This is a genomic window from Mycobacterium sp. PO1 (genome assembly GCF_017312405.1).
Classification (GTDB): domain Bacteria; phylum Actinomycetota; class Actinomycetes; order Mycobacteriales; family Mycobacteriaceae; genus Mycobacterium.
The window spans coordinates 36,155-49,995 of sequence record NZ_BLTG01000008.1 but is presented as its reverse complement, the minus strand read 5'-3'; the positions used below and the strand labels follow the sequence as shown (position 1 = coordinate 49,995).

Genomic DNA, 13,841 nt, shown 5'->3' with positions numbered 1-13,841 from the left:
CAATGCACATCGGGTTGACCGCTGAGCAGGAGATGCTCCGCGACACGACGGCGCGGCTGGCGACGTCGATGGCGACCGACAACGCCGACGACGTGGCTTCCGGCGACCGCCTCGACGGCCAGTGGAGGCGCATCGTCGACCTCGGCCTCCCGGCGCTGCGGGCACCGGAGTCGTGCGGCCTGGACGCCAGCGGCGTCGAGATCGCGTTAGCTCTCGAGGAATTGGGGCGCGCCCTGACCGCGGTACCCGTGCTCGGGCAGGCGGTGCTGACCACCGAGCTGCTGCACGCCGCGGGTGCCGACAAAGAAGTCGAGCTGGTCGCCGAAGGCACCCTGCGGATGGCGCCCGTGCTGGCCGGGGATCTGGCAGATTTCGCCGATTCCGTCGACAACGGTATCGCCGTCGACACAGCCGGTGCGACCAGCGTGCTGTTCGCCGTCCGAGACGGTGACAACCGGCGCCTGACGTCGGCGGCGCTCACCGCGGCGGTCTCCGATGCCGGTCTCGATCTCACCCGCAGCGTGCGCACGGTGGCCGCCGACGAACTCGACTCTGCGACGCCGCTGGGCGATCCGATCTCCGCCGATCGGTGGATGTCGGTGCAGGCGCTGGCGTTGACCGCGGTGGCGGCCGATCTCGTCGGCGTCATGGCCGGCGCGCTCGATGACGCCGTTCGGTACGCGGGTGAGCGAGTGCAGTTCGGCGTCAAGATCGGCACGTTCCAGGCCGTTCAACATCTGCTTGCCGACTCGCTGGTGCGTATGGAGGGCGCACGCAGCTGTGTGTGGCACGCCGCCTGGGCTGTCGACCATCTGCCCGCAGACCAGGCATTGCTTGCCGCACGGACAGCGAAGGCCTACGCGTCGGCCTCCGGTCGCGATGTGGTCGAGACCGCGATGCAGGTGCTCGGCGGCATCTCGATCACCTGGGAGCACGCGGCGCACCTGCGCCTGCGCCGAACCCTGCTCAACCGCAGGCTGTTCGGCGACGAGAGTGTCCAGTACGCGGCCATTGCGGACATGCGACTCACCGACCGCGAGCTGAGCTAGACGAGGATCATGGATTTCACCGATACCCCCGAGGAAGCCGAGTTCCGCGCTCGCCTGCGCACCTGGCTGGCTGAACACGCGGCCGAAGCGGTGATCCCCGACGATCCCGGCGCGCGGGCGGACGCCGCCAACGCCTGGCACCACACGCTGTACGAGGCCGGCTACATCGGCCTGTCGTTCCCCGAGGAGTACGGCGGCCACGGCCTGTCGCCCATCTACGAGGCGATCCTGAACGACGAACTCGGCCGTTCGGGCGCCCCTCCGATCGAGGGTGTGGGCCATCTGTCGAATGCGCTTCGCCTGTTCGGCTCGGACCAGCAGCGCAATGAGCTGCTTCCGGGGCTGCTGTCCGGAGCGGTGCGCTGGTGTCAGGGGTTCAGCGAGCCCGAGGCGGGCTCGGATCTCGCCAGTCTCACCACGAGGGCCGAGGTTGTCGAGGTCGACGGTCGATCGATGTTCCGCATCAACGGTCGCAAGATATGGACCAGCTTCGCCGCCGTGGCGGACTGGTGCTTCCTGCTGTGTCGTACCGAACCCGAGGCCGCCAAGCATGCCGGCATCTCGGTTCTGCTGGTACCGATGTCGACGTCGGGCATCGAGGTGGCCCCGATCGTGAACGCCGCGCGCAACCGCGAGTTCGCGGAGGTGACCTTCACCGACGTCGACGTACCCGTCGAGAACCTGCTGGGCGAGCGGGGTCAGGGCTGGTCGATCGCGAACCAGCTGCTGGCCTACGAACGCGGACCCAGCGACATCAACTGGATCAGCCGTCTCGCCGTGCAGCTGCGCGCGCTCGAGGATGACGTGCGGTCCGGCCGCCTGCCGGACACCCCCTCGGCACGAAGCCGGCTCGGTGAGGCGTATACCGAGCTGAGAGCGTTGCAGGTGAAGGTGCAGCGTTCACTGACCGACCGCGTCAACGGCGCACTCCCCGGCGCCGAGGGCTCGGTGGACAAGCTGCTGATGGCCCGGGCCGACCAGACGTTCGGCCACACCACGATGGACCTGCGGGGAAGCGACCCGCTGGTGGCCGAGGGCCTGGAGTGGGACCTCTACGTGTGGTCGCGCGCCGCGGGCATCTATGGCGGTACCGCGCAGGTCCAGCGCAACATCGTCGCGCAGCGGGTGCTCGGGTTGCCGCGGAAGTGATGCGCGCTCAGCGGTTGCGGTAATGCTCGAGGGCTTCTTTCATGCCGGACAACCGGCGCTCCATCAGCTCGTCGCCCTCACCCGCCTCAATCCTGCGCGTCACTTCGGCGATTTCGGCCACCAGGCGCTCCGAGGCTTCGTCACGGGTCAGAAGGTCCTGATCGACCCAGTCGTCATGCGGGATACGGTCGCCGGCGTCCATACTCGCCCTTCCTGTCGTGTCGCGCTATAGTCAAATAAGCAGAATCTGTTCTATTGTTCTGCGCCAACCGCCAGCTTAACAGCCGAGACCGAGAAGGACCGACGATGCCGCTGCAACCGTCCATGAAGCTCCTGTCCGTCGACGACCACCTGATCGAGCCTCCACATGTGTGGACGGACCGGCTCCCGAAGAAGTACATCGAGGACGGCCCCCGAATCGTGGAGTTCCCCCGCGAAGGAAAGCCGCCGGTGCATCAGTGGGTGTACGAAGGCCGCAGTTACCCGAACATCGGATTGAATGCGGTCGCCGGCAAGTCTCCCGAGGAGTTCGGCGTCGACCCGGTGCGTTACGACGACATGATCCCGGGGTGCTATGACCCCAAAGCGCGGCTGGCGGACATGGACATCGACGGCGTGCACGCCATGCTGTGCTTCCCGTCGTTCCCCCGGTTCTGTGGAACGGTGTTCCTCGAGGGCGAGGATAAGGATCTGGCCCTGCTGAGTGTCCAGGCCTGGAACGACTTCTCCCTCGACGAGTGGTGCGCGACCGACCCCGCCCGCTTCATCCCGATGATGATCAGCCCGCTGTGGGACACCCAGTTGATGGTCGCCGAGATCGAACGCAATGCCGCCAAGGGCTGCCGCGCCGTCGGACTGCCCGACAACCCGATGAATCTCGGGCTCCCGAGCTTTCACACCACGCACTGGGATCCGGTCTGGTCCGCGCTCGAGGAGACCAACATGACCGCGGTCATGCACTTCGGCTCCGGCGGGATGCCGCCGTCCACGGCACCCGAGGCGCCGTTTGCGGTGATGGTGACCCTGATGGGCACCACCTCGATGGCCGCCGCGATCGAGCTGGTCTTCTCCCCCGTCTTCCACAAGCATCCCAACCTCAAGGTCGCGTTCTCCGAAGGCGGCATCGGCTGGATGCCCTACCTCGTCGAACGTGCCGACTACGTGTGGCGCAAGCACAAGTACTACCAGAACATCCATCCCACAATCGCGCCGTCGGAGTTGTTCCACCGCAACATCACCGGCTGCTTCATCGAAGACGAGGTGGGCGTCGCGATGCGCCATCAGATCGGCATCGACAACATCACCTGGGAGTGCGACTATCCCCATTCCGACTCGTTCTGGCCCAAGAGCCGCGCACGCGCCGAAGAGATGCTGGCCTCCGTGCCGGACGAAGACGCAGCCAAGATCGTCGAACACAACGCCCGGCGTTGGTATGCCTTCCCCGAAGAGGGATTCAAATCCTGCACCGCCGACAGCGGGTGGCGGCCCAACAACGGCGAGCCCCCGGAGTACGACTACGACGCCGTGATGTCTGACCACGGCGGCGTCGGCTACGGCGCCTTCATCGAGAACCTCGCCAATCAGATGGCCAACAAGGAGCAGAAGAACTAGGCACCCACCCGCACGCGACGTGCCTGCGCCGGCCGTCAGCGGTCCCTAGGCCGAGGGCATGGCGATGTCGGTCGTGGTGTCGCGTCCTCTGAGAATGCACGAACTGACGACGCGCCAGCGGGCCGCCTCTTCGGAGCCGGCCCGCTGCAGCGTCGACCCCGACGCGGCGATTCCGCCGTGGCTCTTCGCATATTCGGACAGCCGGGCCGCCTCGTTGACCGGGTCACCGACGACGGTGTACTCGTAGCGGCGTGGATCACCGATGTTGCCCGCCACTGCGATTCCGGCGGATACACCGATCCCGGCTGCCATGCGCGGGTCAGCCGATGCCATCGTCGCCGACAGCTCTCGCGCCGCCGCGAGTGCCGAACCGGCGTGGTCCGGAATGCTCTGTGGCGCACCGAACACGGCCAGCGCAGCATCGCCTTCGAACTTGTTGACCCACCCGCTGTGGCGTTCCACGACGTCCACGACCACGGCGAAGAAGCTGTTGAGTACCGCCACGAGCTCCTCGGGGGCCATGTGGAGTGCCATCCTCGTCGATCCCACCAAGTCCACGAACAGCACCGCCACCTCTCGGTTGACCCCGACCAACTGGGGCGACTGATTCTCTTCGGCCAATCGCGCTACGTCACGACCGACATGCCTGCCGAACAGATCGCGCAGCCGCTCCCGCTCACGCAGCCCTTCGGCCATCGCATTGAAACCGGCCTGCAGGAGCCCCAGCTCCGAGGCGTCGAACACGGGCACCGTGACGTCGTAGTGCCCGTCGGCGATCCGCGACATCCCCCGGCGCACCTCCTCGATCGGATCTGCGGTCGTGGTCGCCGTGAAGATCGTCACGAACAAGCCGCTCAACGCCGCGCCGCCGCCGAGACCGAGGACCACCACTGCCAGACGATCCCCGGGGTACTCGACCACCAGCGAACTGACCGCGACGAACATCAGCATCAGCAGCGGCACTCCGGTGCCCACCACCCACGCGGCCACCGCTCGAGTGCGAAGACTGGGGCGTTGCCGGCGCAGCGGTGGATTCCGCGTGAGCACCGGCGCGACGTGCGGACGCAAGATCCGCGTGCACCACCAGTACGTCAGGGTGGCGGTGACGGTTGCCCCCAACAGTGTCGAGACGCCCAACGTCGTCGCGAGCCACAACCGGTGACCGTTGACCGTGACCAGCACGGCCGCCGCAACCGTCCAGACCGTCGCGCTGATTGACGTCAGGCGGGCGGGAATCCTCATCAGGACGGCGTGCCGCGTCAACTGATCGGAGCCCACGGGAACAGTGGTCCACCACAACCCCAGAACGCAGGCCGACGGTATCGAGACCACCATGTATACGACAGCGGCGCACACATTCGTACGCAGTACCGACGGGTCTGCCAGTGCTGACCCGGTCGGCAATCCCAGGGAGGCCATGACGCCGATCACCACAGCACCGCAGACACTCGGGAACAGGGTCCCCAGCGCGAGCGCCGCCCGAGGGGCGGGGGGCATCGCGAACCCCCTGCCGAACCGGGCGCTCACTGCGGTGGGTCGAGCGCCGATCGCCAATCGTCGACGGCCATCAGACGCCCAGCCGATGCGAGCGTGACGTAGAGCGTCGCCTCGTCCCCGCTGAGTGTCATGTTGGTCGTCATCGGATCGTCGAGCGTCAGCGCCCCGAGCAGTTGACCATCGGGCGAGAAGGCGGTGACGCCACCGGCCCCGAGCGTCGCCACCAGGATGGTGCCGTCGCACGCGATGCAGAGGCCGTCCGCGCCCCCGATGTTCAGCGGACCGCCGCTGGGCACGGTGGCGAGTCCACGACCGCCGACGACGCGACCGGGGCCCGACAACGTGAACTCCCACACCCGGCGCGTGCGTGTCTCGGCCACGTAGACGCGGTCACCTCCCGGCGCCAGGCCGACACCGTTCGGCATTTCCAACGGGTAGACGATTTCCTCGAGGCGCCCGTCCGGTGTCCCGTACAGCAGGCCGGTCATGGTGCGCGTTCGGCCGTGGGTGGTACCGCCGTCAGTCATATAGAAGCCGCCCTCGGCGTCGACGCACAGGTCGCTGGGCCGGACCAGCGGCACCGCGCGACCACCGCGAGCATCGAACTCCACTGCCAGCGTGTGCACCGACCCGTCGACGCCGACGAGCTGGAGCTGCGGGGTCACGGGGTTCTGGGCCGCCCCGACCGGACGGAACAGTTGCACACAGCCGTCGAAATCGTATGGCCACCAACCGGTACCGAATGTGGAGCCGCCGTTCTGGCACACGACCAACCGGCCGTCGGGCAGCATGCCGATTCCATTCGGCCCGCCGCCGACGTCGGCGACCAGTTCCACCCGCCCGTCCGGCCGAACCCGAGAGATGCGCCCCGCTGCCATCTCGGACAGCAGGATGGAGCCGTCCGCACACCAGATCGGGCTTTCCGGAAAGGCCAGACCCTCTGCCACACAGCGCACCGCGTTCACCGGATGGACCGCCACCAGGACTCGAACTCGGGATCGGCGAGCGGGATGTCACCGACCCCGACCTGGCTGGCCGGCCAGTTCGCGGCGGGCTGCGCCAGAGGCGAGTTGGCGTGCGAGGAGCCGTACCACAGCCTGTGCCGCCGGTGCCCGAACAACCATCGTCCGTCGAGCTTTTCATACCGATCCTCGTACCTGATCAGCTGATCGACGAACCCGTCCGCGCGAGTGTGGGCGTAGCAGTGCGCCCAGACCTGCCCGGAGCCATGGGCTTCGTCCGACAGATCGATGAGGTGATTGGCCACCAGGATGACGGCGAACAGGCTTCCCGTCAGACTGTCGGTCATCAATCGGCGCAGTCCGTCGGGGCCCTCTCCGTAGCTGCCGAACCGGGCGTGGGGAGAGAACAACTCGGCCATCGCGTCGACGTCCCGCGCCTCGACGGCGGCGGCGTAGCGGATGGGCAGCGATCGAATTTCCTCCCGGGCAAGCATCGCCTCGATCCGAGGGTCGTCGGTGGTGGACATTCAGCCCCCCGTGACGTTGATGTCCTGGCCCGTGATGGCCGAGGCCGCGCCAGAGGCGAGCCACATCGACACTTCGGCGATCTCGTCGGGCTGCACGAGCCGGCCCAGCTTGTTCAGCGCGGAGAGTCGACTTCGCAACTCTGCGGGATCGAGGCCGTCCTCGGCTGCGCGGCGGGCCACGTAGGTGTCGAAGAGCTCACCGGCGACGCTGCCGACCACCAGGGTGTTGACCCGGATACCACTGGTGCCGAGTTCGAGGGCCAACGTTTGCGCCAACGCTGTCAGACCGAGCTTGGCTGCCGCGTAGTGTGCCTTCTTCGGTTGCACGACCCGCGCGGCGGCCGACGACACCAACTGGATGTTCCCGCTACCCGCTGCAATCATCGCTTGGCTCAGCGCTTCCCGCGTCAGAACCACAGGCGCGAAGAGATTGGTCGCGAACACGTTCTGCCAGTTGTCGATCGTGGCCTCACTGACGGGCTGGTCGGAGCCGGGCACAGCCGCGTTGTTGACGAGCACGTCGAGCCTGTCCCATCGTTGCACGATCGCGCCGATGACGTCGCGGCATTGCTGCTCGTCGCGGATGTCGGCCACGTGCACCGATGCCGCACCGCCCTCCTCGGCGATGATGCCGGCCGTGACCGCCAGTTCGTCAGGCCGCCTGGCGACCAGGGCGACGTTCGCGCCCCGGGCGGCGTATCGCCGCGCCATCACGCGACCGATTCCCCCACTGGCCCCGGTGATGACGACAGCGTGACCGGTGAAATCGGAACTCACGACCGTTACCCGTCCAGCAGCATGGTGGCCATGGGGGTGCCGGCGGGGAAGACCTCGGTGATGCCGGCGCTCAGATATCCGGAGTCGGTGACCATCGTGATGCCACTGACCACACTGGCAGCAGGACTGCACAGGAACACCAGCGGGTAGGCCTGCTCCAGCGGCGTCGCTGCGTCGACACCCACCGCTGCGCGGTAGTCGGCGCCGAAGTCCAGCCACAGTTCCGCATTCGCCTGCGCCAACGGCGTATCGGTGGGCCCGGGGCAGATCGCGTTGATCCGGATGCCCTCCGACATGAGGCTCATCGCCTCCCGCGCCACATAGGCGCACACCGCTTGCTTGGTGAACATGTAGTGGGCACATCCATTGTCGACCGCCCATGCGGCCGCGGCGTCGAAGTCGGTGATGTCGAGGAACTCGTTGAGCTGCCCGATGTTGGAGCGCCACGCCAACCCCGCCGCGGAGGAGATGAACCCGATCGCCGATCCTCGCGGCAACATGGCGTTGTCGCGTAGGCGATCGATGAGGTAGCGATGTCCGATGAAGTTGATCCGCTCGATGCCCGGACCGTCGGCCACGCCGGCGCACGCGAACAACGCGTCCACCGTGCCGCCGCAATCGGCGACCGCAGCATCGATGCTGGCCTTGTCGGCCAGGTTCAACCTGATAGCCGTCACATCCGCCAGGTCACACGGAGCGTAATCCATCACCACGACGTCAGCACCGGCGTCGAGGGCCAACCGGGCGGTGGCGTTACCCATCCCGGTAGCCCCGCCGACGACCAGTACACGCTTGCCTTGGTAGGAAAAGGCATCGAACAAACTCAAGGCGTCTCCTAGAGCAGGTGGCGGAGCCGGCCCGGCCCCAACGTCGAAACAAGAGTACACATAATGTACTAGTGTTTAGTCGTGATCGGCGAGACATCCGGCGTCGACGGCCCGGCCATCGCATCACGCTCGGTCGACCTGTCGCGGACGCTCACGATGCCGCCCCCTCGCGCACTTGGCTCACGACACACTCACCGAATTCCTCGATCGCCTCGAGTGCGTGCGCAAGACCGTCACCGGGCACACTGACCTGCATTGCGGTGACCCCGAGTTGAGCGAGTCTGCTCACCTCGGTCAGGTAGGCATCGGCGTTGAACCCGGGGGTCCCGGGAGTACCACGGAGGCCGTTGAAGGTGATGTCGATCGTCGCAATGTCCCTTTGCGCGCGGTCACATCGGCGCCGTAGATCGTCGATTCCCTCGACCAGTTCCGCATCGGCATCCATGGTGGCCGTCCGAGTGGCTTTGGCCAGGATCTCGGACGCAGCGAAGGGGCACCATCCGTCGCCGAACGCCACGACGCGACGCCGTGCAGCCGCGGTGTTGCCGCCGATCCAGATCCGGGGACGGACCGCGGGGCGCGGGCGCGCGGTGACGCCGCGGAGCTCGAAGTGCTCACCCGAGAAGCTCACGTCGTCTTCGGTCCAGACGCGCCGAATCACGTCCAGCCCCTCGTCGACGATCCGGGCTCGTTGCTCGTAGTCGACACCTAGCGCGGCGAATTCGGGTTTGAGATGACCGACACCTACCGCGAGGACGAATCTCCCACCCGAGAGCACGTCGAGGGTGGCCCCTGCCTTCGCGACCAGAAGCGGATTGCGGTAGGGCAGCACGACGAGGTTGGGGATCAGGCGCAGCGTGGATGTCACCGCAGCGGCAAAACCCATGGCGACAAAGGGGTCCAGCGCGTCGTGGCCGCCCGACTCCAACCAGCGCTGTGTCGGAGCGGGATGGTCGGTGAAGCCGAACCCGTCGAAGCCTGCTTGCTCCGCCGCCGCGGCAACAGCTGCCACACCGGAGCCCGTGACCAGTTCCGGGTGATACGGATGCGTGTGCATCGGATGGGTCAGGACGAAATGCATGCTGCCCTCCTGCGCGAATCCTTCGCTCGCCGACGGCGATCTGCACTTACAGAAGCACAGAATATGTATCATTGTCGAGTGGCTGGCGCTGTAGAAGACGGTGTGGTCGAGGCCTGGGTGTCGGCGAACATCGGTCCCGTTCGCACCATCGAGCGCCAGCAGCGTTGGCGGCCAGCGTGGTTCGTGACGGCGGTGCGTGACGGTCAACAGATGCGCCTCTACGTGCGGGGCGATCGCGAAGGATTCGGGTTCGCGACGGTCTCAGCCGAGGCGGCGGTGCTGCGCGCGATGGAAGCGCACGGCATCCCGGTCCCGCACATCTACGGCGAGATCCCTGATGCGTCAGCGGTTGTGATGGACTGGCTGCCCGGCGATCCCAGCCCGTGCAGCGGCATCGGGCCCCAGCAGGTCGACGTGGTGATGGACGACTATGTCGACGCGCTGGTCCGCGCCCACGCCATCGATCCGACCGCTCTCGCCGGCGCCGGCCTACAGATTCCGACCGGCCCCGACGCGGTCGCACTCGACTACCTCGAATCATTCGTCACGCGATATCGCGACTTCAAGCAACGTCCGGAGCCGTTGCTGGAGTTCGCGATCGGCTGGCTGAGACGCCATGTTCCCGCGCATCGCGCCACCCCGCGCTTCGTGCTGGGCGACACCGGGCAGTTCATGTATGCCGACGGCCGGATCACCGGCTTGATCGACGTCGAACTGGCCCACATCGGTGACGTCTGCCATGACCTCGCGGGCCTTCGACTGCGCAACGTGACCGAACCGATGGGCGACCTGGGTCGGGTGTTGCGACGCTACGAGCAGCGCTCAGGGCTACCCCTGGACCGTGCTGCGGTCGAATTCCACACCGCCAAGTTCGCGCTGTGCACCCCACTGGGAGTGGCGATAGTCCTGCACTTGGACCTGCCCTTGACCGACATCGTTCAGTACATCGAGTGGTTTCATCTGTTGTCCCTGCACACGATCGAATCCATCGCGCGGCAGGCGGGCGTTCCGCTGTCGACGGTGACGCTTCCCGATCCCGTGCCGATGTCCTATCAAGGGGCCCTCGCGGGACTGCCCGGCATGATCGAATCGCTGGCCGTGCCCCCCGGCATCGCCGAGCACGAGCGCAGGTGCGCTGCGGCTGTCGCCCAGTTGTCCCATCGAGTCGGCACATACGGTCACGCCATCGACGCCGCGGATCTCGATGACATCGAGGAACTCCTCGGGGAACGGCCTGCCGACCGGGCAGCGGGCGATCAGGCACTCGAAGAGGCCGTACTGGCGGCAGCGCCCGACCAGGATCCCGCACTGATCGTGCTGCTCCACCGCCGCGTGCTGCGTCAGCTCCTACTCATCGAACCGATGCTGACCGGAGGACGGATCGGGCACGTCACTCCGTTGAGCGAGCTGCTCGACTGATGCCCGCGCCCAGTGGGCGCTGCCGCCGTCACCGACCGAGGAATCGCGGGTCCCGTTTTTCGGTGAACGCGGCGACGCCTTCGGCGACGTCGTCGGTACCTGCGACCTGCTCGACGAGTAGCGCCTCGGTCTGGAATGCGGCCGCCCGGTCTACGTCCAAGGCCTGGTTGAGCATCGCCTTGGCGGCGGCGATGGCCCGGGTCGGGCCGCCCGCCAGCCGTTGCGCCCACTCGGCACTCAGCGCGTCCAGCTCGCGGTGGTCGGCCACCACTTCGTTGACCAGCCCGATGCGATGTGCCTCCGTGGCGGTCAGTTCCTCACCGAAGAGAATCAACCGCTTGGCGACGTTGAACGGCACCTTCCGGGTGAGCAGATAGGCAGCTCCGCCGTCGGGTGCCAGCCCGCGACGGACGAACAGTTCGATCAAGCGGGCGTCCTGGACAGCGATGATCAGGTCGCACGCCAGCACCATGCTCGCGCCGACGCCGGCAGCGACGCCGTTCAACGCGCAGATCACCGGCTTGTCGCAGTCCAGCAGTGCAGCGACGACCGCCTGAGACCCGGTGCGCAGGATTCGGGCCGCGTCACCGGCGATGCGCTCCTGACTGGGACGCATGTTGGGATCACGCAGGTTGGGCCCGGTGCAGAAATGCCTCTCGCCGCTCGCGGTGAAGACCACCGCTCGGATGTCGGGGTCGCTGGATGCCGCGGCGAGATTGTCGATCAGGTCGCGCTGCATCGCGCGGGTCACCGAATTGCCGACCTCCGGCCGGTCGAGCACCAACCACCGCACACCAGCATCGGTGCGAGCCGTCAGCCCGGTGCTCACAGCAGGACGGGCACGCTGGCCGGACCACGAACCGAGTTCGTGTGAACGTAGGCCACGTTGGACTCGTCGACCGTCCAGTCCGGGAAGCGCTTGAGTGTCTCCTCGAGGGCCACCCTGGCTTCCAGCCGGGCCAGCGCAGCACCCAGGCAGAAGTGGGAACCGTGCCCGAAGCTGATGTGGCGGATACCGGTACGAGTCACGTCGAAGGTGTCGGCGCGCTCGTACTGGCGCTCGTCGCGCCCGGCCGACCCGGTGAGAAGCGCGACCTTCGACCCGGCCGGGATGACGGTGCCGTGATAAGTGCTGTCACGCAACGTGAATCGTCCCTGCACAGGCGACGGCGCGTCGTAGCGGAGCAGTTCTTCGACTGCGTTGCCGATCAGGCTGGGATCAGCGACCAGTTTCGCCCGCTGATCGGGATTGCGCGCCAGCGTGAGCGCGGCCCAGCCGAGAAGCCGCGCCACGGTCTCGTTACCGGCGACGTTGATCATCGCGATGAAGACCAGCAGCTCACCGTCATCCAGCCGGCGCGGGTCGACGTCGGGCTCGACGAGGTCGGAATCCATCAGGTCGCTGACCACGTCGGTCAAGCGGTTGCGCCGTCGCAGCTCGATCTGCTGCCGGTAGTACTGGAACAAGTTGGCCGACGCCTCGTCGCCGGCTGCGCTGCGCTCCGGGTTGCCTTCGTCGCGGTGGACCTGCGCGTCCGACCACACCCGGAGATTGTCGTGGTCCTCCTCGGGAAAACCGAGCAGTGAGCTGATCACCATCACCGGGAGCTTGGCCGAGAAGTCGTTGACGTAATCGAACCCGCCGCTGCCGACATAGCGGTCCAGGTAACCGCGGCACAGATCCCGAACGTAATCCTCCAGTTTGGCGATACGACTGCGGAAGAACGTGCGGTTGACCATCTTGCGCATCGCGGTGTGGTTCGGCGGATCCATCATGATCATCGCCTTCGGATCCCCCCAGGGGTCCTCGGTGATCATGTCGAGGGTGATGCCGTGCTCGGACGAGAAGGATTCGGTGTCCAGCGACGCGTTCATCACATCGTCGAACCGGCTCAGCGCGTAGAAGTCGAACTCCTGGTTGTAGTACACCGGCGCTTCGTCCCGCATCCGCCGCCACACTGTGTACGGTTCGGCGTGCAGGGTGCGGTCAAAAGGATCCCAACGCAAGTCCGTCGCGGTCATCGACACCTTCCCTCCATGCAGAACACTATTACATGATCTGTTTAATTGCACTACCGTGCGCTAGCATTTCAGTCGGCTCGGACATTGACATCGAGGAGGTACTTCGGGTGGAGACGCGGGAGATGGACCACGTCGTGTATGAAAAGGACGGGGCGATCGCGCGCATCATCCTGAACAACCCCGAGCGCGCCAACGCCCAGACCTCCGAGATGGTGCACAGCGTCAATGCCGCTCTCGACGATGCCCAGTACGACTACGACATCAAAGTCGTCATCATCAAGGCCAACGGCAAGGGGTTCTGCTCGGGCCACGTCCCCGACGGCAGCTACCCCGAGTTCAAGGCCGAACTGGACGCCTCGGGCAAGGTGTGGCGCTCGGCGGCTCAGTTGTTCCTCTGGCCGGTGCTCAAGCTGTGGGAGTTCCCCAAGCCCGTCATCGCGCAGGTGCACGGGTACGCGATCGGCGGCGGCACAACCTGGGCTCTGATCCCCGAGATCACCGTCTGCAGCGACGACGCCTGGTTCCAGATGCCGCTGGTTCCTGGCTTCGGACTGCCCGGCTCGGAGACGATGTTCGAGCCGTGGGTGTTCATGAACTACAAGCGGGCTGCCGAGTACCTCTACACCGCCCAGAAGATCACCGCCGAGCAGGCATTGGAATTCGGGTTGGTCAACCGGGTGGTCCCGCGGGACAAGCTCGAGGCCGAGGTCGAGGAACTCGCCGCCAAGATCGCCAAGGCTCCATTGATCACGCTGCAGGCCACCAAAGCCGGGATCCTTCGGGCGTGGGAGAACATGGGCTTCCGGACGCATCAGCAGGCCAGCAATGACCTGCAGGCGGTCGTGACGGGCTCCAAGGAGTTCCAGGACTACATGGTCGAGCTCATGAAGAAAGCCGCCAAGCCGTCGGACCGGGTCTGA

At 66.5% G+C, this 13,841-nt stretch carries 14 protein-coding genes; 5 read left to right on the top strand and 9 right to left on the bottom strand.

Annotated elements, in window-relative coordinates; genetic code table 11:
- Nucleotides 1-2: 2 nt before the first annotated feature.
- Entirely contained in the window at nucleotides 3-1,049 is a 1,047-nt protein-coding gene (locus tag J3476_RS03045) for an acyl-CoA dehydrogenase family protein (protein WP_207065070.1), read from the top strand.
- A gap of 9 nt (nucleotides 1,050-1,058) precedes the next feature.
- Nucleotides 1,059-2,198, top strand: a complete 1,140-nt coding sequence (locus J3476_RS03040) for an acyl-CoA dehydrogenase family protein (RefSeq protein WP_207065069.1) — start codon at nucleotides 1,059-1,061, stop codon at nucleotides 2,196-2,198.
- A 7-nt stretch (nucleotides 2,199-2,205) separates the two neighbouring features.
- Here the strand turns inward: J3476_RS03040 and J3476_RS03035 are convergent, their stop codons facing one another.
- On the bottom strand, nucleotides 2,206-2,400 hold the full coding sequence (locus J3476_RS03035; protein WP_207065068.1) for a hypothetical protein: 195 nt from the start codon (nucleotides 2,398-2,400) through the stop codon (nucleotides 2,206-2,208).
- A 104-nt stretch (nucleotides 2,401-2,504) separates the two neighbouring features.
- Between J3476_RS03035 and J3476_RS03030 the strand changes: the two genes are divergently transcribed.
- A complete protein-coding gene (locus J3476_RS03030; protein WP_207065067.1) occupies nucleotides 2,505-3,809 on the top strand; it encodes an amidohydrolase family protein in 1,305 nt (434 codons plus the stop codon).
- Between the two features lie 45 nt (nucleotides 3,810-3,854).
- Here J3476_RS03030 and J3476_RS03025 read toward each other — a convergent pair whose 3' ends face one another.
- The 6 genes from J3476_RS03025 to J3476_RS03000 all read right to left on the bottom strand — a co-directional run bounded on the left by J3476_RS03025 (nucleotide 3,855) and on the right by J3476_RS03000 (nucleotide 9,480).
- On the bottom strand, nucleotides 3,855-5,306 hold the full coding sequence (locus J3476_RS03025) for an adenylate/guanylate cyclase domain-containing protein (protein ID WP_207065066.1): 1,452 nt from the start codon (nucleotides 5,304-5,306) through the stop codon (nucleotides 3,855-3,857).
- Between the two features lie 26 nt (nucleotides 5,307-5,332).
- The gene (locus J3476_RS03020) at nucleotides 5,333-6,253 is read right to left on the bottom strand and encodes an SMP-30/gluconolactonase/LRE family protein (RefSeq protein WP_286182545.1); all 921 of its coding nucleotides are present in this window, start codon (nucleotides 6,251-6,253) and stop codon (nucleotides 5,333-5,335) included.
- A gap of 14 nt (nucleotides 6,254-6,267) precedes the next feature.
- Nucleotides 6,268-6,795 carry a nuclear transport factor 2 family protein gene (locus tag J3476_RS03015; protein WP_207065065.1) on the bottom strand — a complete coding sequence of 176 codons (528 nt, stop codon included), beginning with the start codon at nucleotides 6,793-6,795 and terminating at the stop codon, nucleotides 6,268-6,270.
- Nucleotides 6,796-7,572, bottom strand: a complete 777-nt coding sequence (locus J3476_RS03010) for an SDR family NAD(P)-dependent oxidoreductase (protein ID WP_286182544.1) — start codon at nucleotides 7,570-7,572, stop codon at nucleotides 6,796-6,798.
- Between the two features lie 5 nt (nucleotides 7,573-7,577).
- A complete protein-coding gene (locus J3476_RS03005; RefSeq protein WP_207065064.1) occupies nucleotides 7,578-8,399 on the bottom strand; it encodes an SDR family oxidoreductase in 822 nt (273 codons plus the stop codon).
- Nucleotides 8,400-8,550: 151 nt separating this feature from the next.
- A complete protein-coding gene (locus J3476_RS03000) occupies nucleotides 8,551-9,480 on the bottom strand; it encodes an LLM class F420-dependent oxidoreductase (protein WP_207065063.1) in 930 nt (309 codons plus the stop codon).
- A 78-nt stretch (nucleotides 9,481-9,558) separates the two neighbouring features.
- Here J3476_RS03000 and J3476_RS02995 point away from each other — a divergent pair, with 78 nt between their 5' ends.
- The gene (locus J3476_RS02995; protein WP_286182543.1) at nucleotides 9,559-10,899 is read left to right on the top strand and encodes a phosphotransferase; all 1,341 of its coding nucleotides are present in this window, start codon (nucleotides 9,559-9,561) and stop codon (nucleotides 10,897-10,899) included.
- Between the two features lie 28 nt (nucleotides 10,900-10,927).
- On the opposite strand, the gene J3476_RS02990 is transcribed toward J3476_RS02995, so the two are convergent.
- The gene (locus J3476_RS02990) at nucleotides 10,928-11,728 is read right to left on the bottom strand and encodes an enoyl-CoA hydratase/isomerase family protein (protein ID WP_286182542.1); all 801 of its coding nucleotides are present in this window, start codon (nucleotides 11,726-11,728) and stop codon (nucleotides 10,928-10,930) included.
- The gene (locus tag J3476_RS02985; protein ID WP_207065061.1) at nucleotides 11,725-12,921 is read right to left on the bottom strand and encodes a cytochrome P450; all 1,197 of its coding nucleotides are present in this window, start codon (nucleotides 12,919-12,921) and stop codon (nucleotides 11,725-11,727) included. The genes J3476_RS02990 and J3476_RS02985 overlap by 4 nt, the downstream gene beginning before the upstream one ends.
- Before the next feature lie 122 nt (nucleotides 12,922-13,043).
- Between J3476_RS02985 and J3476_RS02980 the strand changes: the two genes are divergently transcribed.
- Nucleotides 13,044-13,841 carry an enoyl-CoA hydratase/isomerase family protein gene (locus J3476_RS02980; RefSeq protein ID WP_207065087.1) on the top strand — a complete coding sequence of 266 codons (798 nt, stop codon included), beginning with the start codon at nucleotides 13,044-13,046 and terminating at the stop codon, nucleotides 13,839-13,841.

Bases quoted from the DNA above. Each gene is read 5' to 3' on its own strand.
- J3476_RS03045 (WP_207065070.1), top strand. From the start codon at position 3: ATGCACATCGGGTTGACCGCTGAGCAGGAGATGCTCCGCGACACGACG.
- J3476_RS03040 (WP_207065069.1), top strand. From the start codon at position 1,059: ATGGATTTCACCGATACCCCCGAGGAAGCCGAGTTCCGCGCTCGCCTG.
- J3476_RS03035 (WP_207065068.1), bottom strand. From the start codon at position 2,400: ATGGACGCCGGCGACCGTATCCCGCATGACGACTGGGTCGATCAGGAC.
- J3476_RS03030 (WP_207065067.1), top strand. From the start codon at position 2,505: ATGCCGCTGCAACCGTCCATGAAGCTCCTGTCCGTCGACGACCACCTG.
- J3476_RS03025 (WP_207065066.1), bottom strand. From the start codon at position 5,306: ATGCCCCCCGCCCCTCGGGCGGCGCTCGCGCTGGGGACCCTGTTCCCG.
- J3476_RS03015 (WP_207065065.1), bottom strand. From the start codon at position 6,795: ATGTCCACCACCGACGACCCTCGGATCGAGGCGATGCTTGCCCGGGAG.
- J3476_RS03000 (WP_207065063.1), bottom strand. From the start codon at position 9,480: ATGCATTTCGTCCTGACCCATCCGATGCACACGCATCCGTATCACCCG.
- J3476_RS02985 (WP_207065061.1), bottom strand. From the start codon at position 12,921: ATGACCGCGACGGACTTGCGTTGGGATCCTTTTGACCGCACCCTGCAC.
- J3476_RS02980 (WP_207065087.1), top strand. From the start codon at position 13,044: ATGGACCACGTCGTGTATGAAAAGGACGGGGCGATCGCGCGCATCATC.